This window comes from Kitasatospora sp. NBC_01560 (genome assembly GCF_045208415.1).
GTDB lineage: Bacteria > Actinomycetota > Actinomycetes > Streptomycetales > Streptomycetaceae > Kitasatospora.
In genome coordinates this window covers 4,602,305-4,627,138 of record NZ_CP109364.1, presented here as the reverse complement: position 1 = coordinate 4,627,138, position 24,834 = coordinate 4,602,305, and the positions used below count along the sequence as shown (strand labels likewise).

The 24,834-nt window shown below is 75.0% G+C and carries 13 protein-coding genes; 5 read left to right on the top strand and 8 right to left on the bottom strand.

The genetic code is table 11. The features are described from left to right. Positions 1 to 113 precede the first annotated feature (113 nt). Positions 114 to 341 (top strand): DUF6269 family protein, encoded by a 228-nt coding sequence (locus tag OH807_RS20070; RefSeq protein WP_406200693.1) that lies wholly within the window; start codon positions 114 to 116, stop codon positions 339 to 341. A 136-nt stretch (positions 342 to 477) separates the two neighbouring features. Here OH807_RS20070 and OH807_RS20065 read toward each other — a convergent pair whose 3' ends face one another. After that, positions 478 to 2,313: a BTAD domain-containing putative transcriptional regulator gene (locus OH807_RS20065; protein ID WP_406200691.1), complete on the bottom strand. Its 1,836-nt coding sequence runs from the start codon at positions 2,311 to 2,313 to the stop codon at positions 478 to 480. 206 nt (positions 2,314 to 2,519) lie between these two features. Between OH807_RS20065 and OH807_RS20060 the strand changes: the two genes are divergently transcribed. After that, entirely contained in the window at positions 2,520 to 2,744 is a 225-nt protein-coding gene (locus OH807_RS20060) for a hypothetical protein (RefSeq protein ID WP_406200689.1), read from the top strand. A gap of 24 nt (positions 2,745 to 2,768) precedes the next feature. Here OH807_RS20060 and OH807_RS20055 read toward each other — a convergent pair whose 3' ends face one another. From OH807_RS20055 to OH807_RS20040, 4 genes are all read right to left on the bottom strand, one after another. Continuing rightward, positions 2,769 to 5,753: a BTAD domain-containing putative transcriptional regulator gene (locus tag OH807_RS20055; protein WP_406200687.1), complete on the bottom strand. Its 2,985-nt coding sequence runs from the start codon at positions 5,751 to 5,753 to the stop codon at positions 2,769 to 2,771. 113 nt (positions 5,754 to 5,866) lie between these two features. Continuing rightward, a complete protein-coding gene (locus OH807_RS20050; RefSeq protein ID WP_406200684.1) occupies positions 5,867 to 6,145 on the bottom strand; it encodes an acyl-CoA carboxylase epsilon subunit in 279 nt (92 codons plus the stop codon). A gap of 42 nt (positions 6,146 to 6,187) precedes the next feature. Then, the gene (locus OH807_RS20045; protein WP_406211090.1) at positions 6,188 to 7,732 is read right to left on the bottom strand and encodes an acyl-CoA carboxylase subunit beta; all 1,545 of its coding nucleotides are present in this window, start codon (positions 7,730 to 7,732) and stop codon (positions 6,188 to 6,190) included. Positions 7,733 to 7,764: 32 nt separating this feature from the next. Continuing rightward, entirely contained in the window at positions 7,765 to 8,832 is a 1,068-nt protein-coding gene (locus OH807_RS20040) for a polyprenyl synthetase family protein (RefSeq protein ID WP_406200682.1), read from the bottom strand. Between the two features lie 260 nt (positions 8,833 to 9,092). On the opposite strand from OH807_RS20040, the gene OH807_RS20035 reads away from it, so the two are divergent. The 3 genes from OH807_RS20035 (at position 9,093) to OH807_RS20025 (ending at position 12,681) form a co-directional block, all read left to right on the top strand. Further along, complete coding sequence (locus OH807_RS20035; protein WP_406200680.1) at positions 9,093 to 9,779, top strand: hypothetical protein; 687 nt, start codon at positions 9,093 to 9,095, stop codon at positions 9,777 to 9,779. Between the two features lie 318 nt (positions 9,780 to 10,097). Then, positions 10,098 to 10,643, top strand: a complete 546-nt coding sequence (locus tag OH807_RS20030; RefSeq protein ID WP_406200678.1) for a hypothetical protein — start codon at positions 10,098 to 10,100, stop codon at positions 10,641 to 10,643. Between the two features lie 79 nt (positions 10,644 to 10,722). Further along, on the top strand, positions 10,723 to 12,681 hold the full coding sequence (locus OH807_RS20025) for an ABC1 kinase family protein (protein ID WP_406200676.1): 1,959 nt from the start codon (positions 10,723 to 10,725) through the stop codon (positions 12,679 to 12,681). 92 nt (positions 12,682 to 12,773) lie between these two features. On the opposite strand, the gene OH807_RS20020 is transcribed toward OH807_RS20025, so the two are convergent. The 3 genes from OH807_RS20020 to OH807_RS20010 are packed head-to-tail and all read right to left on the bottom strand — an operon-like array spanning position 12,774 to position 24,834. Continuing rightward, positions 12,774 to 13,568, bottom strand: a complete 795-nt coding sequence (locus OH807_RS20020; protein WP_406200674.1) for an ABC transporter permease — start codon at positions 13,566 to 13,568, stop codon at positions 12,774 to 12,776. Continuing rightward, a complete protein-coding gene (locus tag OH807_RS20015) occupies positions 13,565 to 14,551 on the bottom strand; it encodes an ATP-binding cassette domain-containing protein (protein WP_406200672.1) in 987 nt (328 codons plus the stop codon). The genes OH807_RS20020 and OH807_RS20015 overlap by 4 nt, the downstream gene beginning before the upstream one ends. 29 nt (positions 14,552 to 14,580) lie before the next feature. After that, complete coding sequence (locus tag OH807_RS20010) at positions 14,581 to 24,834, bottom strand: amino acid adenylation domain-containing protein (RefSeq protein ID WP_406200670.1); 10,254 nt, start codon at positions 24,832 to 24,834, stop codon at positions 14,581 to 14,583.

Sequence of the window (24,834 nt, the reverse complement as noted above, 5' to 3'; positions counted from 1 at the left end):
CTGTACCGGCGGCGCAAGAAGCGGAGGAGAGCGAGTACAGCGGGTGCTCCCACTCTGGTGGTGCGGGGCCCGGCACCGGGCCCGGAAGAGGCCCGCCAGCACAGGAGGAAACCATGTACGAGGAAGTCCGCGTGGAACACCCGCTGGACATTCTGAGCCGGATCGAACGCAGTGCGGCCGGTGACCAGGAGCTGCTGCTGAATGGCAACGGGACGGCCTGGACGGACCTGCTGGCCGACTACGTCGACGCGTTGAGCGGACTGGCCGTGCCGGGGACGGCCGAGAACGGGTACATCGCCACGTACGGCCTGGACGAGGGGCACGCCGGCGGCTGCGGATGAGCCGGTGGCGGGCGCCGGGGCGGACCCGGCGGCGGCACGGCGGCGGCCCGGTGCGGAGGCGGGCCGCCGCCGGGCGGTGCCCGGGGGCCGGGCACGGAGCAGCGGTGAAGGGCCGCGGTGAACGGCGTGCGACCGGTCAGCCCACGGCCACCGCGCGGCGGGCCAGCAGGCCGACCAGCGGCAGCAGCCGGTACTGCGGGAACGCCCCGGCCGCGGGGCACGGTTCGAGCAGCCGGGCATCGGCCAGCCGGTCCAGCAGGTCGTCCGCGTCGGGCAGCGGCAGGTCGAGCAGGGCGGCCGCGTCCGGTGCGGTGAGGACGGCGAGCGCGGCGTCGGCCAGTACGGCGAGCGCGGCCGCCGCGGGGGCGTCCAGCGCGTCCAGGGCGGGGCGCAGCGCCGCGGCGAGGTCGAGGCTGCCGAAGCGCAGTTCGGCCAGCCGGCGGTCCTCGGTGGCGAGCCGGTCGGCCAGCCGGGCCGGCGCCCAGTGAGGGCGGTCGGCGAGCCGGGTGGCGGCGATCCGCAGGGCGAGCGGCAGCCGGTCGCAGTGCTCGGCGATGCGGGCCGCCGACTCCGGGTCGGCGGCCAGGCGCCCGGCGCCGGCGATCCGGGCGAGCAGTCGCGCCGCCTCCGTGGGGGAGAGCGGGCCGAGCCGGACCAGCAGCGCGCCTTCGAGGGCGGCCGGGGCCGGGCGGACGCCGGTGACCAGGGTGCGGGTGGCACCGCCGCCGGGGAGCAGCGGGCGGACCTGGGTGTCGTCGTCGGCGTTGTCCAGGACGACCAGCAGGCGGCGGCCGGCCAGCAGGGTGCGGTACAGCTGGGCGCGTTCCTCCAGGCCGGCGGGGAGGCGGCCGGGGGCGGCGCCGAGGGCGCGCAGGAACCAGCCCAGGACCTCGCCGGGGTCGCGCGGGGCGCCGTCCGGGGTGCGCAGGTCGGCGTAGAGCTGGCCGTCGGGGAAGGCGGGGCGGGCCTGTTCGGCGGCGGTCAGGGCGAGCGCGGACTTCCCGGTGCCGGGGGCGCCGGTAAGGGTGACGTCGCGGTCCTCGGACAGGGCGGTGAGGACCAGCCGGGTCTGCTGCTCGCGGCCGGTGAAGTCGCGCGGGGCGGCGGGCAGCAGGGCGGGGCGCGGCGTCGGCAGCGGGGCGGGCCGCGGGTCGGTGGCGGTGTCGCTGCCGACGGCGGTGGCGGCGGTGGCGGCCGTGGCGCCGGGGGTCGCCCGGACCCGCTCCGCGGCGGCCGGTCCGGGCAGCGTGCCGGTGAGGATCTCCGCGTGCAGGGCGCGCAGTTCGGGACCGGGGTCGATGCCGAGCTCCTCGGCGAGGAGCCGCCGCCCGTCCTCGTACCGGGCGAGCGCGTCGGCCTGCCGGCCGGACCGGAACAGCGCGGTCATCAGCTGGCCGCGCGCGTGCTCCCGGGCCGGGTGGCCGGTGACGTGCCGGGTGAGCGCGGGGAGGAGGTCGTCATGGCGGCCGAGGGCGAGGGCGGCCTCGGCGTGCTGCTCGACGGCGGTCAGCCGGGCCTCGGTGAGCCGCGGGCCCTCGGCGTCGGCGAGCTGCTCGGTGACGTCCCCCAGGGCCGGGCCGTGCCAGAGCGCCAGCGCGTCGGCGAGCCGGCGTTCGGCCCCGGCGTAGTGCCCGGCGAGCAGGTCGGCGCGGCCGGCGGCGGCGAGTGCGCCGAAGCGGTCCCAGTCCAGGGTGGCGCCGGAGAGGTCCATCCGGTAGCCGGCGCCGTGGCGGCTCAGGCCGTGCGCGGGGCCGAGCCGGGTGCGCAGCCGTGACACGTAGGTGTAGAGCTGGTTGGTGCTGGTGGCCGGCGGCTCCCAGCCCCAGAGCAGGGTGGTCAGCCGCTCGTCGGTGACCACCCTGCCCCGGGCGAGCAGGAGCGTGGCGAGCACGGTGCGCTGCTTGGCGCCGTCGAGGTCGACCGGGCGGCCGTCGACCTCGGCCGACACCGGTCCGAGGATCTTGAAGTCCATGCCGGCCCCCAGCCGTCTCCGCAGCCCGCGACCACCCGCGGGCGAACTGCGCGAAACGCTATTGACCTGCGATTGTTTCCCGCTGTCGGATCGATTTCGAGAGATCGAAAGGACTTTGAAAGCGGCCCAAAACGCGGTCTCCCTAGCGTTTGTGACGTACCGCAGGGCAGCCGGCCGGGCGGACAGCAGAGGTCCTGGGGGCCACCGTGAACAGCGTCCTTCTCTCCGCCCGCAAGTCCGCCCGCTCCGTCGTCGTCGCCCCGGTGGCGAAGCTCGCGGTGGCCGCCACGCTCACGCTCGCGGCGGCCGGTGCGGTGGTCGCGGGCCAGGGGGCCGTACTCGCGGACCGGGCCCCGGCCGGCGCGGTCACGGCGGCGTCGGCGGTGCCGGCGGCCTCGGGCGTGCTGCTGATGGACGACCCGTGGACCTGAGACGGCCGGCCCGGCGGGCTGCTGTCAGGGCTGGACGAGCTCGAACAGCCGTGCCGAGTCGGCCGGTCCGCCGTCCGCGATCACCTCCAGGAGCTGGTCCACCCGCTCCCGCCACGCCCGGGCGCCGACCTCCGCGAACAGCTCCGCCGCGCGGCTGAACGCCACCGCCGCGCCGCTGCGGTCCGCGTGCAGCACCTGGACGCAGCCGAGCACGGCCGCCGCCCGGGCCTGGAGGAAGGCGTCCTGCACCGCCTCGGCGGCCTCGATCGCGCTGCGCAGCACCGGCTCGGCCTCCCTGCTCAGGCCCTGGCACCAGAGGGCCTCGCCGAGGGCCCGCAGCACGTGCGTCTCGCCCCGGCGGTCGTTGCTCGCGAGCACCAGTTCCAGGGCCCGCCGGCAGGCCTCCTCGGCGCGGACGCCGTCCCCGCTGCGGATCAGCGCCTCGGCCAGCCGGACGGTGCTCTGCGCCTCGCCCCGGACGGTGCCGAGCCCCCGGCTCCGGGCCACCGCCTCCGAGGACAGCACCAGGCTCGCCTGCGCGTCCCCGCGCTCCAGCTCGATCTGCGCCAGCAGGCCCAGCACATGGGCCTCGGCGTAGCGGTCGCCGACCTCGCGGAAGATCTCCAGCGAGCGGCGTCCGGTCTCCACGGCCCGGTCCAGGTCGCCGTGCTGGCGTTCGCACAGCGCCAGATTGCGCAGGACCAGGGCGCGGCCCTGGTCCTGGCCCAGCTCCTCGAACAGGCGCAGGGCCAGGCCGAGCCGCTCGTGGGCTCGCTCGTGCTCGTACTGGACGATCTCCAGGGTGCCCAGTGAGTGCAGCATCGCGGCCTCGCCGAGCCGGTCCCCGGACTGCCGGGCGGCGGCCAGGGACGCTTCGGCGCCCTCGCGCCAGTCCTCCAGGTAGTTGCGGTTCTGGTAGATCGTCACGGCGGTCATCACCAAGTCCCAGGCGTACTCGGAGGCGTCCTCGCGGGCGGCCTGCTGGACCAGGCCGCCGATCGCGGTGCGCTCGGCCTCGAACCACTCCATCGGGTCCTCCAACAGGGTCTCGGTGAGGTGGCCGGGCAGCGGGTGCGGCGCGGCCGTCCCGGGGACGACGGTGTAGTCGCCGCCGTAGAGGCGGCGGTGGGCCTCCCGGGCCAGCCCCAGCCACACCCCGTAGGCGCGCCGCAGTGCCACCCTCAGAGCCCCTTCTCCGTCCTCGGCAAGCGCGCACTCGCGAGCGAAGAGGCGGAGGAGGTCCTGGATCCGGTAGCGGACATGGCCGGTGCTGGCGCTGAGCGGTTCGAGCAGCTGGGCGTCGACGAGCTGCTCGATCAGGTCCTCCGCGTCGACCGGGTCGATGTCGAGCAGGGCGGCGCCGGCCCAGGCGGAGAACTCGGTGACGTTGAGCGAGCCGAGCAGGCGGAACATCCGGGCGGTGTCGGCGGGCAGGTCGCGGTAGCTCAGCCGGAAGCCGGCCCGGACGCCGCGGGCGTCGGGGCTGAGCTCGTCCAGCCGGCGGTGCTGGCCGTCCAGCCGGGAGACCAGGGTGCGGACGGTCCAGTGCGGCTTGGCGGCGAGCCGGGCGGCCGCGATCCGCAGCGCGAGCGGGAGGCGGTCGCAGAGTTCGCTGAGCCGGGCCGCGCCGACCGGGTCGGCGGCGACGCGGTCGCCGCCGGCGACCCGGGAGAGCAGCGCGATGGCCTCGTCCTGGCCGAGCGAGGCCAGGTGCAGCGGGACGAGCGCGTAGTCGCCGGCGAGCCGGCTGCTCATGCTGTCCCGGCTGGTGACCAGGACGCAGCAGCCGGAGCTGCCCGGCAGCAGCGGGCGGATCTGCTCGAAGGACCGGGCGTTGTCGAGCACGATCAGGACCCGCCGGTCGTACAGCACGCTGCGGAACAGCGCGGTGCGTTCGGCCCGGTCGGCGGGGACCTGCGGGCCGGGCACGCCGAGCGCGCGCAGGAACCGGTCCAGCACGGCGGCGGGCCGGCGGGGCTCCTCCTCCTCGTCGTAGCCGCGCAGGTCGGCGAAGAGCTGGCCGTCGGGGAAGCGGGCGGCCACCTGGTGGGACCAGTGCACGGCGAGGGCGGTCTTGCCGACGCCGCCGGTGCCGATGATCGAGCCCACCGGCAGCGAGGTGCCGCCCTGGTGGTCCAGCAGCCGGTCCAGGGCGGCGAGTTCCTGGTGCCGCCCGGTGAACGCGGCGGGCACCGGCGGCAGGTGGGCGGGCACGGTGAGGGCCGGCGCGGCGGTCGGCGCGACCGGCAGGCTCAGCCTGGGGGCGTCGTTGAGAATGTCCTCGTGCAGCTCCTGGACGGCGGGCCCGGGGTCGATGCCGAGTTCGTCGGCGAGCAGCCGGGCGCCGTCCCGGTAGGCCTCCAGGGCCTCGGCCCGCCGGCCGGAGCGGTAGTGCGCCAGCATCAGCTGGGCGAGTGCCTGTTCGCGCAGCGGGTGCTCGCGGACGAACCCGGTCAGCTCGCCGATGAGTTCGCCGTGCTGGCCGGCCTCCAGGCGCAGTGCGGTGAGCTGCTCGTAGACGTCGAGGCGCAGCTCGGTCAGCCGGGCGGCCTCGGCCTCGACGCGTTCGGCGGGGATGCCGTCGAGGGCGGGGCCGCGCCACATGGCGAGGGCGTCCTCGAAGTGGGCCCGGGCCTCCTCGCCCCGGCCGCGCCGGGCGGCCTCCCGGCCCTCGGCGGCCCGTTCCTCGAACTCGACCGCGTCGATGCGGTGCTCGCCGGTGTGGAGCAGGTAGCCGGGGTGGCTGGTGACGATCAGGTCGTCGATGCCGATGGCGGTCTTGAGGGTCTTGCGCAGGCCGGAGACGCAGATGGCGATCTGGTTGCGGGCGGTGGCGGGCGGGTTGCCCTGCCAGACGGCGTCGGCGAGGGTGTCGACGGAGACGACCCGGCCGGGTGCCAGCAGCAGCATCGACATGACGGTGCGCTGGCGGGCGCCCTGGAGGGCGATCGGCCGGCCGTCGGCGCTGATGTCCAGCGGCCCCAGGACGCGGAACACCACCTGAAGCACGGCTGTCCTCCCTTGCTCGGCCGCGCCCGTCTCCGGAATGGCCATGAACTCCTCACCCTGGGCGGCGCCCGAGCGGGCCCGCAACGAGGACGGCAGCAACCTGCCAGCGGGGATCAGGGCGGCGAGGCCCAGGACGCGGGCGGCGCGATGTCGCTGCGCCCCCAGCGGGCGGGCCGCGGGTCGGCGGGTGCGGCGGCGGGGCGGGCCGGGGCAGTGGCGAGGGTGCTCAGCAGTGCGGCGATCGCGGCGATCTCCTCGGGGCCGGGGTTGCCGCCGATCACCCGGAACAGGGTCGGTGCGAGCGGGCCGGCCAGTGCACCGGGGCCGGCCAGTGCGCCGGGGCCGGGCACGGCCGGGGTCGCCGTGGTGGGTGCGGTGGAGGGGACGGGCATGAGGGGCACTCCTTCCGGGCCGGGCGCGGCCCTGCCGGCGGGTCAGACCGGCGGGTTGCCGTGCTTGCGGGCCGGGGCGGCGGCGTTCTTGGTGCGGAGCGCGCCGAGGGCGTGGATCAGGGTGGCGCGGGTCTCGGCGGGGTCGATCACGTCGTCCACCAGGCCGCGTTCGGCCGCGTAGTAGGGGTGCATCAGCTCGGCCCGGTACTCCTTGACCAGCTGCTGCCTGGTCGCCACCGGATCCTCGGCCTCGGCGATCTGCCGCCGGAACACCACGTTGGCGGCGCCCTCGGCGCCCATGACGGCGATCTCGTTGGACGGCCAGGCGTAGCTGAGGTCGGCGCCGATGGACTGCGAGTCCATCACGATGTACGCGCCGCCGTAGGCCTTGCGCAGGATCAGCGAGACCCGTGGCACGGTGGCGTTGCAGTAGGCGTAGAGCAGCTTCGCGCCGTGCCGGATGATGCCGCCGTGCTCCTGGTCGACGCCGGGCAGGAAGCCGGGGACGTCGACCAGGGTGACCAGCGGGACGGAGAAGGCGTCGCAGAGCTGGACGAACCGCGCGGCCTTCTCCGAGGAGTGGATGTCGAGGACGCCGGCCAGCGACTGCGGCTGGCTGGCGACGATGCCGGTGACCTGGCCGCCGAGCCGGGCGAAGGTGGTGACGACGCTGGTGGCCCAGCGCTCGTGGACCTCCATGTGGTCGCCGTCGTCGACGATCTCCTCGATCACCTTGCGCATGTCGTAGGGCCGGTTGCCGTCCAGCGGCACGAGGTCGAGCAGCGCGTCGTTGCGGCGCTCGACCGGGTCCCGGACGACGAGGGCGGGCGGCAGCTCGCGGTTGTTCTGCGGCAGCAGGGACAGCAGGTAGCGGACCTCCGCGAGGCAGGTCTCCTCGTCGTCGTAGGCGAAGTGGGCGACCCCGCTGGTCTGCGCGTGGACGTCGGCGCCGCCGAGGCCGTTCTGGGTGATCCTCTCGCCGGTGACGGCCTGGACGACGTCCGGGCCGGTGATGAACATCTGCGAGGTCTCGCGGACCATGAAGATGAAGTCGGTGAGCGCGGGGGAGTAGGCGGCGCCGCCGGCGCAGGGGCCGAGCATCACGGAGATCTGCGGGATGACGCCGGACGCTTGGGTGTTGCGGCGGAAGATGCCGCCGTAGCCGGCGAGGGCGGTGACGCCTTCCTGGATCCGGGCGCCGGCGCCGTCGTTGAGCGAGACGAGCGGGGCGCCGGCCGCGATGGCCATGTCCATGATTTTGTGGATCTTCTGGGCGTGGGCCTCGCCGAGGGCGCCGCCGAAGATCCGGAAGTCGTGGGCGTAGGTGAAGACGGTGCGGCCGTGCACGGTGCCCCAGCCGACGACGACGCCGTCGGTGTGGGGCTTCTTCGCCTCCAGGCCGAAGCCGGTGGCGCGGTGCCGGCGCAGGGGCTCGACCTCGTGGAAGGAGCCCTCGTCGAGGAGCAGCGCGATCCGCTCGCGGGCGGTCAGCTTGCCCTTGGCGTGCTGGGCCTCGGTGGCCTTCTCGCTCGGGCCGCGGTGGACGTCCTGGCGGATCCGGGTGAGTTCTTCGACCCGTGCGGCCATGGTCATGGGGGCTCCTGGCGGGTTCGGCCGGCTCAGCCGGCGCGGAGGGCGACGTGGTCGCAGAGGGCAAACAGCGCGCGGCGGGCCGGCCGGTCGGGCAGCGCGTCCAGGGCGGCGCGGGCGCGGTCGAGGCGGCGGTGCATGACGGCCTCGGTCTCGGTGAGGACGCCGGAGCGCTCGAAGAGCGCCAGGGCCCGGGCGGCGTCGGCGGCCGGGACGGCGCCGCCGGCGAGCAGGGCGCGCAGTTCGGCGTCGGCCGGGTCGGCGCTCTCCCGGGCGAGCAGGACGGGCAGGCTGCGGACGCCGGCCAGGAGGTCCCGGCCGCGTTCCTTGCCGGTGTCGGCGGCGGGCGCGCGCAGGTCCAGCAGGTCGTCGGCGACCTGGAAGGCGATGCCGAGCTGCTCGCCGTACTCGGTGAGCGCGGCCGTGTCGCCCGCCGGGGTGCCGGCCTGGACGGCGCCGATGCCCAGCGACATCGCGAGCAGCGCGGCGGTCTTGCCCGCCGCCACCCGGAAGTAGTGGGTGACCGGGTCCACCCCGGGGCCGGGGCCGGTGAGTTCGTGCAGTTGGCCGGCCACCAGGCGGCCCGCCGCCCGGGCGTTGAGCTGCACGGCGGCGGCGCCCAGGCCGGCGGCCAGCTGGGCGGCCCGGGCGAGCAGCCAGTCCCCGCCGAGGACGGCGGCGCGCTCGCCCCAGCGGGCGTGCACGCTGGGCCGGCCGCGCCGGGTGTCGGCGCCGTCCATGATGTCGTCGTGGCAGAGCGAGGCCAGGTGGACGAGCTCCGCGACGGCGGCGGCCTGGCCGATGCCCGGCGCCCCCGGGTCGCCGAACTCGGCGCCGAGCAGGACGAGCAGCGGGCGCAGCCGTTTGCCGCCCGCCTCGGCGAGGTGTCCGCCGAGGGCCGCGATCCGCGGGTGGAGGGCGTCGTCCGCGCCGGGCCGCAGCCACTGCTCGGCCCCGGCCAGCGCCTCGCGCATCCGGGCCCCGAAGGCGGGGTCGGAAGGCAGCAGGCGGTCCAGCAGGAGCTGGTCCGGCAGCAGCGCGGAGGGGAGCCCCGGCGCACCGGAAATGCCGGTGTCGTCCATGTGTCCGGCCTTCATGCGGAAACCCCCTCTGCGGCCCGGCCGCCCCGGAATCCGGTTGTCCGTTCGCGTCCGTTCGTGCCTGTTCGAGCTTTCGACAGCTTCGGCCGGGGACGGACCGCCGATCAACGGCGCTGACATGAAAGTGCCACTAGAACGCGACCGGTCGATTCCGCCAGGGAAATGTCAGCTTCCTGCCAAGATTTCCGCGGCCCGGCCGCCCGGGAAAGGCCGCCGTTTACGCTCCCTGGCGAAACTCACCAGGAAAGCAGGGGATCATGCGCAACCGAATCGCACGCGCCGCCGTGCTCGCCGCCGGCGTGCTGGCACTGACCGCCGCGCCGGCCTTCGCCGCCGGCTCCGAGGGCGGGACCGCGGACGGCGCGGCGCGCTCCTGCGGCGAGCTCCGGCTCTCCGTGGCCCTGCCCGTGCCACCGGCCGGCGGTGCCGTCCACCAGCAGGTCACCGTCGGGGCGGACTGCCGGCCCGTGCTCGGCGAGGCCGTGCTCGTCCCGGCCGCGGGCGGCCCGGCGGCGAAGGCGGCGGCCGGGCCGGCCGCCGCCACCACGACCCGCCAGGTGAAGAGCTGGAACGAGATGTTCGACTGCTGCAACATCCGGATGTCCGGCCTGTACACCACCTCGTCCTGGAGCAGCGACGGCGCCCGCGTCACCACCGCGAGCACCGACGCCACCCAGCAGTGGAACCGCGAGCCGTGGAACGCCGGCTGGTCGCTGAAGTCCGCGACGAAGAACAGCGACTGCACCGCCGACTGCGCCGTCTCGCACACCGAGGCGCACGCCGAATTCGGCTACCGGGGCATCTTCGACGCCACCGGCGCGTGGTACGCCAACACCCACCACACGTACGTCGACCTCGCCGCGGACGGCACCGCCACCTGCCGGTTCGACGTGGAACTGCGCCACAGCTTCATCGGCTGGAACTGGCAGCACGGCTGCCAGTGACCGACCGGCCGGGCCCGCGCGGGCACCCCCCGCGGCGGGCCCGGCGCCGGCCGCGGCGGGCCACCGGGAAATGCCGGGCGATTCCTGGCAATGCCGTTGTCAGGATGGTGACAGGGGCCGTCGTGGCGCACTGCGCATTCGCCCCGGGAATTCACCCCGGGAACGGCCCGGCGGCCGGCTCCGGACGACCGGTGCGAACAGCCGTCCGGAAGCGGCCGAATCATGGCAGCAAGCTGACATCGGGCCCGGAAAGACACAGGTCAGATCCCTAGCATGGAGAGTCGGCCATGCACCTGACGATCAGATGGGCACTGTCCTATGACAACCGAGACCAGCCGTTCATTGGCCCCCGGAACGGTCGCGGACACACCCCCACCACCGTCGTGGGCGGTCTGGCTGGCCCACGCGGTGCCGCTGGCCGCCCTTCCGTCGACGCTCTGGCGGCTCGCCATGACCGTGGGCGTGCCGGTCGGGTACAGCGAGGCCGTCCTGCGCAGTGACTACGGCCTGCCGGGGACGGGCTACCTCGTCCTGCCGGCGATCTCGCTGCTCCAGGAGGGCGCGGCGCTGCTGACGCTCGGCCTGGTCCGCGACTGGGGCCTCGTGGTGCCCCGGTGGGTCCCGCTGATCGGCGGCCGTGCCGTCCGGACCGGGGCGGCGGTGACGGCCGCGCTGCTCGGGGCCGCCGTCATGACCGTGGTGACGATCAGCCAGGCCCTCCTCTGGGACCGCGTGGACAACGGCACCCTGCAAGGCACCCACCGCGCCGTGATGGGCTGGATGTACCTGCCGCTGCTGCTCTGGGGGCCGCTGCTCACCGTGGTGGCGCTGAACTACGCCGTGCGCCGGCGCCGGCGGGCATGAACGCCCGGAGCGCACGGGCCGCGGCGGATCCCGCCCGGGCGGGATCCCGCACCGCCCGGCACGGCGCGGCGGTGCGCGGATGAACGCCGCCGTCCTCGTCCTGCTGGCGGCGCTCTCGCTGACCGTCTTCGTCACCGGCCTCGCCTCGGGCGCGCGCCGGCTGCTCGGCGTCCGGCTCGGCAAGGGCCGGGCCGTCGCCACCGGCCTGGTCGGGCTCGCCGCGGCGACCCTGGTCAGCGTCCCGCTGCGGAACGTGCAGCCCGTCGCCCTGCTGACCCTGGAGATCGGGGTCGCCCTGGTCACCGCGATGCTCTTCCTGGCGGCCACCGACGTGCTGGTGCCGTCCGGCACGATGCGCGGGCTGGTGCGGCTGCCGGGCTCGCTGCGCCGCCAGCTCGCCCGCACCCGCCGCTACGGGCGGCTCAGCCGGATAGTCGTCCGGCACGGCCTGGGCCGGTTCCTCGGCGGCCGGACGCGGCGCGGCCCGAACGCGGCCGCCGAACGGACCGTGCTGGCCGCCTCGCTGCGGCTCGCGCTGGAGGAGGCCGGGGTCACCTTCGTCAAGCTCGGCCAGGTGATGTCCACCCGGTACGACCTGCTGCCGCCGGAGTTCACCGCCGAGCTGAGCCTGCTCCAGGACCAGGCCTCGCCGGAGCCGTGGGACGCCGTCGAACAGGTGCTGTGCGAGGAGCTGGGCGCCCCGCCGGGCGAGGTGTTCGCCGAGTTCGACCGGAAGCCGTTCGCGGCCGGCTCGATCGCCCAGGTGCACCGGGCCCGGCTGCCCGGCGGCGAGCAGGTCGCCGTCAAGGTGCAGCGCCCGGGCGCCCGCGAGATCGTCGTGGACGACCTGGACATCCTCTACCGCTTCGCCGAACGGCTCGAACGGCACACCGACTGGGGCCGCAGCGTCGGCGCCGTCACGCTGGCCCAGGGCTTCGCGGTCTCGGTGCAGGAGGAGCTGGACTTCCGGATCGAGGCCCGCAACACGCTCTCGGTGGCCGCCGCGATCGCGGCCGCCGGCGGGGACGCGGTGATCCGGGTCCCCGAGGTGCACGAGGACCTCACCGGCAAGCGGGTGCTGATCACCGAGTGGATGTCCGGCATACCGCTGCACAGTGCGCCGAAGGTGCTGGACGAGCGCGGGCTGGACCGGCACGCGCTGGCCACGGCGATGCTGGAGTGCCTGCTCGGGCAGATCATGACCAGCGGCGTCTTCCACGCCGACCCGCACCCGGGCAACCTGCTGCTGCTCGACGACGGCACGCTCGGCATGCTCGACTTCGGCTCGGTGGGCCGGATCGACCGCTCGCTGCGGGCCACCCTGCGCGGCCTGCTGCTGGCCCTGCACCGCGGCGACCCCGGCGGCCTGAGCGACGCGCTGCTGGAGCTGGTGGACCACCCCGAGCACATCGACGAGCGGCAGCTGGAGCGGGCGGTCGGCCGGTTCCTCGCCCGGCACTTCGCGCCCGGCATCAAGCCGGACCGGGAGATGTTCGCCGACCTGTTCGCCATCGTGGCCCGGCACGGGCTCAACGTGCCGCCGGAGATCGCCGCCGTCTTCCGCGCCCTGGCCACCATGGAGGGTTCGCTGGACCGCCTGGTGCCCGGCTTCGACATCGTCAGCGAGGCCCGGTCGTTCGCCGTCACCCAGCACCTGCGCAAGCTCAGGCCGGAGGTGCTGGGCCGGACGGTGGCCGAGGAACTGCTCGGGCTCGTCCCGATGCTGCGCCGGCTGCCGCGCCGGGTCGAACGGATCGGCGCCGCCGTGGAGGGCGGCCGGCTCACCGTCGGCGTCCGGATGTTCGCGGACCCGGAGGACCGGCGGTTCCTGCGCTCCCTGGTGCACGAGATCCTGCTCGCCTTCCTGGGCGGGGTGATCGGCCTGGTCGGCGTCCAGCTGCTGCGCACCGACGGCGGCCCGATGCTCAGCCGGGGCCTCGGGCTGTTCGAGCTCTTCGGCTACAACCTGCTGGTGATCAGCTCGGTGCTGGTCCTGCGGGTGCTCTTCCTGATGGTCGGGCCCGGGCACAGACGCTGACCGCTCACGGCCGGGGCCCCGCCTCCCGCACTCCGGGAGGCGGGGCCCCGGCCGTTCCCCGGCGGCGGCGGTGCCGGCGCCGGGGCGGCGGTTCAGCGCTTGGCGGCCGCCCGCTGGTAGGCGCGGCCGGCGAGCGGGACCACGACCACCAGCAGGGTGCCCAGCACGATGACGGCGGCGAGCACGGGGTGCTCGGACGGGAAGGCGCCGCTGGAGTCGCCGCGCTCGTTGCCGAAGAGGTCCCGGGCGGCGGAGACGACGGCGCTGACCGGGTTCCACTCCACCACCACGCGCATCCAGCCGGGCAGGCCCTGCGGCGGGACGAACGCGTTGGACAGGAAGGCGAGCGGCATCATCACCACGCCGACCAGGGCGCTGACCGCCTCCGGGCTGCGCAGCGAGAGCCCGACCAGCGCGCCCACCCAGGACATCACGAAGCCCATCAGCAGCAGCAGGCCGAAGCCGGCCAGGGTGCTGAGCACGCCGTTGTGCGCCCGCCAGCCGATCAGGTAGCCGACCAGGGCCATCACCGCCGAGGTCCAGGAGACCAGGACGAGGTCGGCGGCGGTGCGGCCGAGCAGGACGGAGGAGCGGGAGATCGGCAGCGCGCGGAAGCGGTCCACCAGGCCGTTGTTGAGGTCCTCGACCACGCCGACCGCGGTGGTCGTGAGGTTGGCCAGCATCACCTGGGCGAAGATGCCCGCCATGATGTATTCCTTGTAGCCGCCCTGGCCGGGCACCTGCATCGCGCTGCCGAACAGGTAGCCGAAGACCAGGACGAAGGCCACCGGCATGACGGTGATGCCGAGGAGCTGTTCCGGCATCCGCCGGATGTGCCGCATCTGGCGGCCGGCGAGGGCGAACGTGTCGCTGAGCACCTCGGTCATGCTGCCTGCATCTCCTTGGACTGGTCGGGGGCGGTGGCGGGCGCGGAGCCCTGCTGCCCGGTGAGGGCGAGGAAGACGTCGTCCAGCGAGGAGCGGCGGACGGCGAAGTCCTGCGGTTCGATGCCGAGCCGCTCCAGCCCGAGGGCGGCGGCCGCGATGGTGGAGACGCCGCCGTCCAGCGGGACGGACACGGTGGCGGCCTCGTGGTCGACGACCGGTTCGCCGGCGGCGAGGCCGGCCAGCACCCGGGTGGCGGCTGCGAGGTCGGCGGGGGTGGCCACCGAGACCTCCAGGCGCTCGCCGCCGACCTTGCGCTTGAGCTCGTCCGGGGTGCCGTCGGCGATGACCAGGCCCTTGTCGATGACGGCGATCCGGTCCGCGAGCTGGTCCGCCTCCTCCAGGTACTGGGTGGTGAGCAGGACGGTCACGCCGTTGCCCACCTGCTCCTTGATCATCTCCCAGAGGGCGAGCCGGCTGGTGAGGTCCAGGCCCGTGGTCGGCTCGTCCAGGAAGAGCACCGGCGGGGCGGCGACCAGGCTGGCGGCGAGGTCGAGGCGCCGGCGCATACCGCCGGAGTACGTCTTCGCCATCCGGCCTGCCGCGTCCACCAGGCCGAACTTCTCCAGGAGTTCGTCGGCCCGGGCCTTCGCGCCGCGCCGGCCGAGCCGCAGCAGCCGGCCGATCAGCTGGAGGTTCTCGCGGCCGGTGAGCCGCTCGTCCACGGCCGCGTACTGGCCGGTGAGCCCGACGTTGGCGCGGATGCTGCGGGCCTGGGTGGCCAGGTCGAAGCCGGCCACCGTGGCCCGCCCCTCGTCCGGCTCCAGCAGGGTGGTGAGGATGCGTACGGTGGTGGTCTTGCCGGCGCCGTTGGGGCCGAGCACGCCCAGGATGGTGCCGGCCGGCACCTCCAGGTCGATGCCGTTCAGCGCCTGGTGGTCGCCGTAGCGCTTGCGGAGGCCCTCCGCCGAGATTGCCGTTTCCATGACGGCCACTCCTTTGCTTGCGGTGGTGATCAGTGGGCGGAGGCGGGGAGTCCGGAGAGCCGGGCGAGGAGGACCCGCCCGATCTCGGCCGCCGGGTCCGGCTGGAGCAGGTGCCCGTGGTGGGCGTGCACCGGGTGGGTGACGACGGTGCCGGTCAGGTACGGCTGCCAGGCGGCCACCGAGGCCTCGGCCCTGGCGGCCGGGTCGTCGGTGCCGACGGTCGAGACGAACAGCAGGAGGTCGCCGTCGTAGCGGCGCGGCCGGTAGGCGCCGCTCAGTACGTGGTTGTTGATGCCGACCTTCACGAAGGCGGCGATGTGCCGCTCCTCCAGGCTGCCGAGCGCGCTGTCGCGGGCCCGGATCAGCTCCATCGCCCGCTGGTGGTCGAGCGGTTGGGAGCGCAGCTCGGCCAGGTCGTGGCCGACGAAGTCGAGCAGGGTCTCCAGGACGTCCCGCTCGGTGGGGACGGTGTACCCCTCCTCCTCGGTCCACGACTCGTCGTACGGGGTCTGGTCGAGGTTGGCGAGCAGGGCGACCCGTTCGCCGGCCTCGGTCAGCCGGACGGCGATCTCGTGCGCGACCAGACCGCCGAACGACCACCCGGCCAGGTGGTACGGCCCGGTGGGCTGGACGGACCGGATCTGCTCGACGTAGTCGGCCGCCATCTCCTCGACGCTGCCGGCGATCCGGGAGTCCTCGCCGTCCAGGCCGCGGGCCTGGAGCCCGTACACCGGGAACTCGGCGCCGATGTGCTTCAGCAGCGACGAGTACGGCCAGCTCAGGCCGCCGGCGCCGTGGACGCAGAACAGCGGGGGCCGGTCGCCGCCGGTGCGCAGCGGGAGCAGCACCTCGAATCCGTCGCCGTCCTGCCCGGTGCCGAGCTTCTCGCTGAGCCGGGCGACGGTCGGGGTCTCGAAGACGCTCCGGTTGCTGAGCTTGACCCCGAGCACCGAGCGGATCCGGCTGACGAGCTGGATGGAGGTGATGCTGTCGCCGCCGAGCTCGAAGAAGCTGTCGTCGATGCCCACCCGCTCCACCTTGAGCACCTCGGCGAACAGGCCGCAGAGGATCTCCTCCTGCGTGCTGCGCGGACCGCGCCGGCCGGCGGCGGACTCCTGCGCGGGTGCGGGGAGTTGCTTGCGGTCCAGCTTGCCGTTGACGCTGAGCGGGAGGGCGTCCAGGGCGACGAACGCCGACGGCACCATGTAGTCGGGCAGCGCGGTGGCCAGGTGGGCCCGCAGGGCCTCCGGGTCGAGGGTGGTGCCGGGGGCCGGGACGACGTAGGCGACGAGGCGCTTGATGCCGGGCTGGTCCTCGCGGACGACGACGACGGATCGCTCCGCACCCGGGTACCGGGTCAGAAGGGTCTCGATCTCGCCGAGTTCGATGCGGAAGCCGCGGATTTTGACTTGGTCGTCGGCGCGGCCTTGGTAGTGGAGTTGGCCGTCGGGTGTGCGGCGGGCGAGGTCGCCGGTGCGGTACATGCGGGTGCCGGCGGGGCCGTGGGGTGAGGCTACGAAGCGTTCGGCGGTGAGGTCGGGGCGTCGGTGGTAGCCGCGGGCGAGGCCGGGGCCGGTGAGGTAGAGCTCGCCGGTGGTGCCGGGGGGGACGGGTCGGAGTGTGGTGTCGAGGATGTGGGTGTGGGTGTTGGGGATGGGGGTGCCGATGGTGGGGGTGCCGGTTCCGGGGGTGAGGGGGGTGCTGATGGTGGCGGCGACGGTGGATTCGGTGGGGCCGTAGGCGTTGACGAGGTGGTGGTGGGTGGCCCAGTGGTCGACGAGTTCGGCGGGGGTGGTGTCGCCGCCGACGATGAGGGTGTGGAGGTGGGGGTAGGGGCGGTGGGGGACGCTGGCGAGGGCGGCGGGGGGGATGAGGGCGTGGGTGATGCGGTGGGTGGTGAGGGTGTCGGCGAGGGGTTCGCCGGCGAGGGGTCCGGGTGGGGGGACGACGAGGGTGGCGCCGGCGGTGAAGGTGAGGACGAGTTCGAGGACGGAGGCGTCGAAGCTGGGGGAGGCGAATTGGAGGATGCGGCTGTGGGGGGTGGGGGTGAAGCGTTGGAGTTCGGCGGTGGCGAGGGCGGCGATGCCGGTGTGGGTGACGATGACGCCTTTGGGGCGGCCGGTGGAGCCTGAGGTGTAGATGATGTAGGCGGGGTTGGCGGGGTCGGGGGTGCTGGTGGGCCGGGTGGTGGGTTCGTTTTCGTAGGTGGGGAGTTGGCGTAGGACGAGGGTGGGGTTGGCGTCCTGGAGCATGTAGGTGATGCGGTCTGTCGGGTAGTCGGGGTCGATGGGGAGGTAGGCGGCGCCGGTTTTGAGGACGGCGAGTTGGGCGATGACGATGTCGGTGGAGCGGGGGAGGAGCAGGGCGACGGTGTGTTCGGGGCCGATGTCGTGCTGGGTGTGGAGGTGGTGGGCGAGTTGGTTGGCGTGTGTTTCGAGTTGGGCGTAGGTGAGGGTGTGGTTGCCGTTGGTGAGGGCGGGTGCGTGGGGGGTGGTGTCGGCGGCTCGTTCGAAGAGGCCGTGGAGGGTGGTGGGTTCGAGGTGGTGGTGTTCGCCGGTCCAGGTGGTGAGTTGGGTGTGTTCCTGGTGGGTGAGGATGTCGATGTCGCCGATGGGGGTGTCGGGGTGGTCGGCGATGGTGGTGAGGACGGTGAGGAGGCGTTCGGCGAGGGTGTGGGCGGTGGTGCGGTCGAAGAGGTCGACGGCGTACTCGATGCTTCCTTCCAGCCCCGCCACCGACTCCGCCAGCTGAATGGTCAGATCGAACTTGGCCGTGTCGAGGGCGAGTTCGTACGGACCGGGGCGGAGCCCGGCCAGGTCGAGGGTGGCCTCGCCGGTGTTCTGGAAGGCCAGCATGACCTGGAACAACGGGTGCCGGGCCATTGACCGCTCGGGGTTGAGGATCTCCACCAGGCGCTCGAACGGCACGTCCTGGTTCGCGTAGGCCGCGAGGTCCGCCTCCCTCGCCCGGCCCAGCAGTTCGCGGAAGCTCGGGTTCCCGGAGGCGTCGGTGCGCAGCACCAGGGTGTTGACGAAGAAGCCGACCAGGTCGTCCAGCGCCTCGTCGGTGCGGCCCGCGACGACGGTGCCGAGCGGGATGTCCTCCCCGGCGCCGAGCCGGTGCAGCAGGGTGGCCACGGCGGCCTGGGCCACCATGAACAGGCTGCTGCCGGTGGTCCGGGCCAGGGCGAGCAGGCGCTCGTGGGTGTCGGCCGGCACGTTGAAGGCGACGGTGTCGCCGCGGTGGCTCGTCCGGGCCGGGCGGGGCCGGTCGGTGGGCAGTGCCAGCTCCTCGGGCAGGCCGGCCAGCGCGGTGCGCCAGTGCTCGACCTGGCGGTTCAGCTCGCCGGCCGGGTCGTCCTCGGCTCCGAGCACCTCGGCCTGCCAGAGCGTGTAGTCCGCGTACTGGACCGGCAGCGGGGTGAACTCCGGTGCGGCGCCGCCCAGTCGGGCCGCGTACGCGGTGGAGAGGTCGCGGGCCAGCGGCGCCATCGACCAGCCGTCGGTCGCGATGTGGTGCACCACCACCAGCAGCACGTGCTCCTCCTCGGCCACCGGGAAGAGGGCGGCCCGCACCGGCAGGTCGGTGGCCAGGTCGAAGCCGCGGGCGGCCTCGGCGGCCACGGCCGCGGCGCTGTACGGGGTGACCGTCAGCTCCGGGCGGGCCGGCCCCCCGGGCGGCAGGATCAGCTGCCCGGGGCGGCCGTCCGTGTCCGGGAACACCGTGCGCAGGCTCTCGTGCCGGTCGGTGACGTCGCCGAACGCGGCCGCCAGCGCCGCCCGGTCGAGCGGGCCGGTGAGCCGGACCGCCAGCGGGAGGTTGTAGGTGGCGGCCGGGCCCTCGAAGCGGTCGAGGAACCAGAGCCGGCGCTGCGCGGGGGAGAGCGGGACGGCGTCGGGCCGCGGCCGGACGGTGAGCGCCGGCCGGCTGCTCGCGGCCCCGCCGAGGTGTTCGGCCAGTCCGGCGGGCGTCGGCGCCTCGAACAGGGCGCGGACCGGCAGTTCGGCGCCGAGCCGGGTGCGGACCCGGCCGGTCACCCGGACGGCCAGCAGCGAGTGCCCGCCGAGGTCGAAGAAGCTGTCGTCGGCGCAGACGCCGTCGAGGCCGAGGACTTCGGCGAAGATCTCGCAGAGCGCCTTCTCCTGCGCGGTGCGCGGAGCGCGGCCGGCCGGGCCGGTGCGCGGCGCGGGGGCGGGCAGCGCCTTCTGGTCGAGCTTGCCGTTCACCGTGCGGGGCAGCCGCTCCAGGGCGACGAACGCGGCCGGGACCATGTAGTCCGGCAGCCGCTCGCCGAGGCTGCGGCGCAGCTCCTCGGCGGAGGGCACCGCCCGGCCGGCGGCCGGGACGGCGTAGGCGACGAGTTCGCGGATGCCGGGGCGGTCCTCGCGGACCACGACGACGCCGGCGGCGATGTCGGGGTGCGCCTCCAGCACCGTCGTCACCTCGCCGAGCTCGATCCGGAAGCCGCGGACCTTCACCTGGTCGTCGGCGCGCCCGAGGCAGTCGATCCGGCCGTCCCGCGTCCACCGGGCGAGGTCGCCGGTGCGGTACATCCGGCTGCCGGCCGGGCCGTACGGGTCGGCGGTGAAGCGTTCGGCGGTGAGGCCGGGGCGGCCGAGGTAGCCGCGGGCCAGGCCGGCGCCGGCGAGGTAGAGCTCGCCCGCGACGCCCGGGGCGACCGGGCGGAGCGCGGCGTCCAGGACGTAGGCCCGGTAGTTGTCCAGCGGGCGCCCGACCAGCACCCGGCCGGCGTCGGTGATCCGCTGGCCGAGCGCGTCCACGGTGGTCTCGGTGGGCCCGTACAGGTTGTACGTCACCAGGCCCTCCACGGCCGCGAGTTCGGCGCGCAGGGTCTCGCCGAGCGCCTCGCCGCCGAGGCTCACCACCAGCGGGCGGGCGGCCTCGTCGGTGGTCAGGCCGAGCTCGTGCAGCTGCTGGAAGTGGCCGGGGGTGGTGTCGAAGTGGTCGATCCCGCCGACCGAGCGGGCGTAGGCGGCGAGCAGGGCCGGATCCTGCCGGGCCTCGTCGCCGATCAGGTGCAGCTCGTGGCCGGCCAGCATCCAGAGCAGCGGGTCGATCGCCGCGTCGAAGGAGAACGAGGCGGCCAGCGCGGCCTTGAGCCGGCGGCCCCCGGCGGCGGCGATCTCCCGGGCGTAGAGGCGGCCGAAGTGGTCGTGGAACAGGTTGACGACGCTGCGGTGCTGCACGGTGACGCCCTTGGGGCGGCCGGTGGAGCCGGAGGTGTAGATGACGTACGCGGCGTTGTCGGGGCGGGGGGCGCCGCCGCGCTCCTGCGCGGTGAGGTTCTCGCCGGACCACGCCTGGTCGTGCGAGAGCTCCCACACCTCGCCGAGGTCGGCGAGTTCGGCCACCGGCCGGGCGTCCTCGGTCATGTGGGCGATCCGGTCGGCCGGGTACGCGTTGTCGATCGGCAGGTAGACCGCGCCCGCCTTCATCACGGCGAGCAGCGCCACGATGTGCTCGGCGGAGCGCGGCAGCCGGACGGCGACGGTCTGCTCCGGGCGGACGCCGTCGGCGATCAGCCGGCGGGCCAGCCGGTTGGCCCAGGCGTTGAGCGCCCCGTAGCCGAGCCGGACGTCCCCGAAGACCAGGGCGGTGGCGTCGGGGGTGCGGGCGGCCTGGCTCTCGAACAGGGCGGGCAGGGTGCCGGTGGGGTGCTCGCGCGCGGTGTCGTTCCACTCGACGAGCACCCGGTGGCGCTCCTCGGCGGTGAGCACGTCCACGGTGGACAGCGCCCGGTCCGGGCCGGCCACCAGCTCGCCGACCAGCCGGACGAAGCGGTCGGCGAGCTCCTGGGCGGTGGCGCGGTCGAACAGGTCGGTGGCGAACTCGATGCCGCCCTCGATGCCGTCCGGCGCGCCGTCCGCGGTGAAGCGCTCGGCGAGCACGACGGCCAGGTCGAAGTTGGACCGCCGCAGGCCGACGGGCTGGGCGCCGGTCCGCACCCCCGGCAGGTCGAGCACGGCCTCCGCGTTGTTCTGGAAGGAGAGCATCACCTGGAACAGCGGGTGCCGGGCCAGCGAGCGGCCGGGGTTGAGCAGTTCGACCAGCTGCTCGAAGGGGACGTCCTGGTGGGCGTAGGCGGCGAGGTCGGCCTCCCGGACCCGGTCGAGCAGCTCGCGGAAGGTCGGGTCGCCGGAGACGTCGGTGCGCAGCACCAGGGTGTTGACGAAGAACCCGACGAGGTCGTCCAGCGCCTGGTCGGTGCGGCCGGCCACCGGGGTGCCGACGGGGATGTCCTCGCCGGCGCCGAGCCGGTGCAGCAGCGCGGCGAGCGCGGCCTGCGCGGCCATGAAGACGCTGGCCCGCCCGCCGCGGGCCAGGTCGGCCAGGGCCCGGTGGGTGGCGGCGGGGACGGTGAGGGAGACGGTGTCGCCGCGGTAGCTCAGCTCCGGCGGGCGCGGCCGGTCGGCCGGCAGGGTGAGCTCCTCGGGCAGGCCGGCGAGGGTGGTGCGCCAGAACTCGGTCTGCCGGGCGAGCTCGCCGCCCTTGTCCGCCGTTCCGTCGCCGAGGACGTCCTGGCGCCAGAGCGTGTAGTCGGCGTACTGGACGGGCAGCGGCTGCCAGCCGGGCGCGGTGCCCTCGCGGCGGGCGCGGTAGGCGGTCGAGAGGTCGCGGGCCAGCGGCGCCATCGACCAGCCGTCGGCGGCGATGTGGTGGATCACCAGCAGCAGCACGTACTCGGTGCCCCTGAGCGCGAACAGGCGGGCCCGCAGCGGGATCTCACCGGTCAGGTCGAAGTCCCGGGCGGCGGTGGCGGCCAGTGCCCGGGGCAGCTCCTCCTCGGTCACGCCGATCACCGGGACGGCCGGGACGGCGTCCGCCGGGTCCAGCACGTGCTGGCGGGGCCGGCCGTCGGTGTCCGGGAAGACCGTCCGCAGGCTCTCGTGCTGGGCGACGACGTCGGCGAGGGCCGCGCGCAGTGCCGGGACGTGCAGCTCGCCGGAGATCCGGATCGCCATCGGCAGGTTGTAGTTGCCGCCGGCGTCCTCGAAGCGGCCGAGGAACCAGAGCCGGCGCTGCGCGGGGGAGAGCGGCACCTCGGCGGGCCGGCGGCGGGCGGTGAGCGCCTTCCGGGCCCGTCCGGCGGAGCCGACCCGCTCGGCGAGGGCCACCGCGGTGGGCGCCTCGAACAGGGCGCGGACGGGCAGTTCGGCGCCGAGCTCGGAGCGGATCCGGCTGATCAGCCGGGTGGCGAGCAGCGAGTGGCCGCCGAGGTCGAAGAAGCTGTCGTCGGCGAAGACCTGCTCCAGCCCGAGGGTCTCGGCGAACAGGGCGCACAGGGCGCTCTCGCGGGCGGTGCGCGGGGCCAGGCCGGTGCCGGATCCCGCCGGGGCGGGCAGGGCGCGCCGGTCCAGCTTCCGGTTGGGGGTGAGCGGCAGTTCGGCCAGCGGGACGAAGGCGGACGGCACCATGTAGTCCGGCAGCAGGCCGCCGAGGTGGGTGCGCAGGGCGTCGGCGGCGGGGACGGTGCAGCCCTCGGCCGGGACGAGGTAGGCGGCGAGGGTCCGGAGCCCGGGCCGGTCCTCGCGGGCCAGGACGGCGGCCCGGGCGATCGCCGGGTGGCCGGTGAGCGCGGCCTCGATCTCGCCGAGCTCGATCCGGAAGCCGCGGATCTTGACCTGGTGGTCGGCCCGGCCGAGGTAGTCGAGTTCGCCGTCGGGCGTCCAGCGGACCACGTCGCCGGTGCGGTACATCCGGCTGCCGGCGGGGCCGTACGGGTCGGCCACGAAGCGTTCGGCGGTCAGGCCGGGGCGGCCGAGGTAGCCGCGGGCCAGGGCGGCGCCGGCGAGGTACAGCTCGCCGGGGGCGCCGGGCCGGACGGGGCGCAGCGCGCTGTCCAGCACGTAGCCGCGGGTGTTGCGGATGGGCCGGCCGATGGTGGGCCGGTCGGGCCAGGCGTCCACGTCGGCGGGGAGGGTGGCGGCGGTGACGACGTGGGTCTCGGTCGGGCCGTAGTGGTTGTGCAGGGTGCGGCCGGTGCCGTGGTGGAAGTCGCGGATCCGCTTGCTCAGCACCAGGGCCTCGCCCGCCTGCGCGAGGTGGCGCAGGGCCGGCAGCTCCAGGCCCTGGCCGACGGCCTCCTCGCAGAGCGCGTCGAGGACGAGGTTGGGCGCGTACACCTCGTCGATCCGGTGCTCGTCGAGCCAGCGGACGAAGGCGGCCGGGTCGCGGCGGGTGGCCTCGTCGGGGACGACCAGGGTGCGGCCGCTCAGGGTGCTGGAGAGGATCTCCTGGGCGGAGACGTCGAAGCTGATGGCGGTGAACTGGGCGGTGCGCACCCCGGCCCCGCCCGGCAGCTCGGCCTCGTGCCAGCCGATCAGGTTGGCGAGCGGGGCGCCGGGCATGACGACGCCCTTGGGCCGCCCGGTGGAGCCCGAGGTGTAGATGACGTAGGCGGGCGAGAGCGGGGAGAGCGGCGCGGTGCGGTCGGCGTCGGTCACCTCGCCGGCGGGCCGGTCGGCGAGTGCGGCGGCCGTGGCCGGGTCGTCCAGCAGCAGGAGCAGCGGGGCGGCCCCGGGGGCGGCGGCCTCGATCACCGGCCGGGTCGCGGCGTCGGTGAGGACGAGGGCGGGCGCGGCGTCGCCGAGCATGTGGGCGATCCGGTCGGCCGGGTAGCCGGCGTCGACCGGCAGGTAGGCGGCGCCGGACTTCAGCACGGCCCACAGGGCGACCACCAGCCCGACCGAGCGCGGCAGGGCCAGCGCGACGATCCGCTCGGGGCCGGCGCCCCGGGCGACGAGCAGCCGGGCCAGCCGGTTGGCGGCGGCGTCGAGCTCGCGGTAGGTCAGGCTCTCCCCGGCGTACTCGACGGCGACGGCGTCGGGGAACCGGTCGGCGGTCTGCCGGAACAGGGTGGGGAGCGGGAGCAGGGCGCCCTCGTGCGCGGTGTCGTTCCAGCGGCCGAGGACGAGGGCGCGGTCCTCGGCGGTGAGCAGCTCCAGCCGGCCGACCGGGGTCTCCCCGGCGCCGGGCAGTGCGGTGAGCAGCCGCAGCACGTCGGCGCCGACGGCCTCGGCGGCGGCCCGGTCCAGCACGTCCGGGCGGTGGCTCAGTTCCAGGGCGAGCACGTCGCCGACGTGGGCCAGCAGGCTGAGCGGGTAGTGGGTGCCCTCGTGGCTGTGGCCGTCCACGACGCCGAGGCCGCCGGCGGAGCGGCGCAGGCCCTCGGTGTCCACCGGGTAGTTCTCGAAGACCAGCAGGGTGTCGAAGAGTTCGCCGCCACCCGGGGCCAGCCGCTGGACGTCGCCCAGGCCGAGGTACTGGTGGTCCATCAGGGCGGCCTGCTGGTCCTGGAGCCGCTCCAGCAGGGCACGGACCGGCTCGGCCGGGTCGAGGGTGACCCGGACCGGCAGGGTGTTGATGAACAGGCCGATCATGGACTCGACGCCGGGCAGCTGCGGCGGGCGGCCGGAGACGGTGCCGCCGAAGACCACGTCGTCCCGGCCGGTGAGCCGGCCGAGGGTGATCGCCCAGGCGGCCTGCACCACGGTGTTGACGGTCACCCCGAGCCGGCGGGCCCAGCCGGTCAGGGCGGCCGTCGCGGCGGCGGGCAGCTCGACCCGGGTGGACACCGGGGCGAGCGGTTCCCGGGAGGGGTCGGGGGCGGCGAGCAGGGTCGGCTCCTCCAGCCCGTCCAGGACCTGCCGCCAGGCCGCCTCGCCGGCCTCCCGGTCCTGCCCGGCCACCCAGGCCAGGTAGTCGCGGTACGGGGTGACGGCGGGCAGGGCGTTCTCGTCGGAGCCGCGCCGCAGCAGCCCGTACAGCTCGAACAGCTCCCCGATCAGCAGGGCCCGGGACCAGCCGTCGATCAGGATGTGGTGCGCCGTGATCAGGAACCGGTGCCGGTCGTCGTCGCCGGAGAGCAGGGTGAAGCGGATCAGCGGCGGCCGGGTGAGGTCGAAGCGGCGGCCGCGGTCCTCGGCGGCGATCTCCCCGGCGGCCCGCTCCCACGCGGCGGCCGGCCGGCCGCCGAGGTCCACCACGGTGAAGTCGGGGGCCACCTCGAACGGGATCAGCTGGACCGGCTCGCCGTTCTTGCGGTGCCGGAACCCGGCCCGCAGCCCGGCGTGCCGGCGCAGCAGCGCGGCGCAGGCGCCCCGCAGCGCGTCGACGTCGAGCCCGCCGCCCGCGATGTCGAGGGCGAGCTGCATGGTGTAGACGTCGGGGCCCCGGGTGTCGTACTGCGCGTGGAACAGCAGGCCCTGCTGGAGCGGAGAGAGCGGGAGGATGCTCTCGATCCGCGGCTTCGCCTCGGTCAT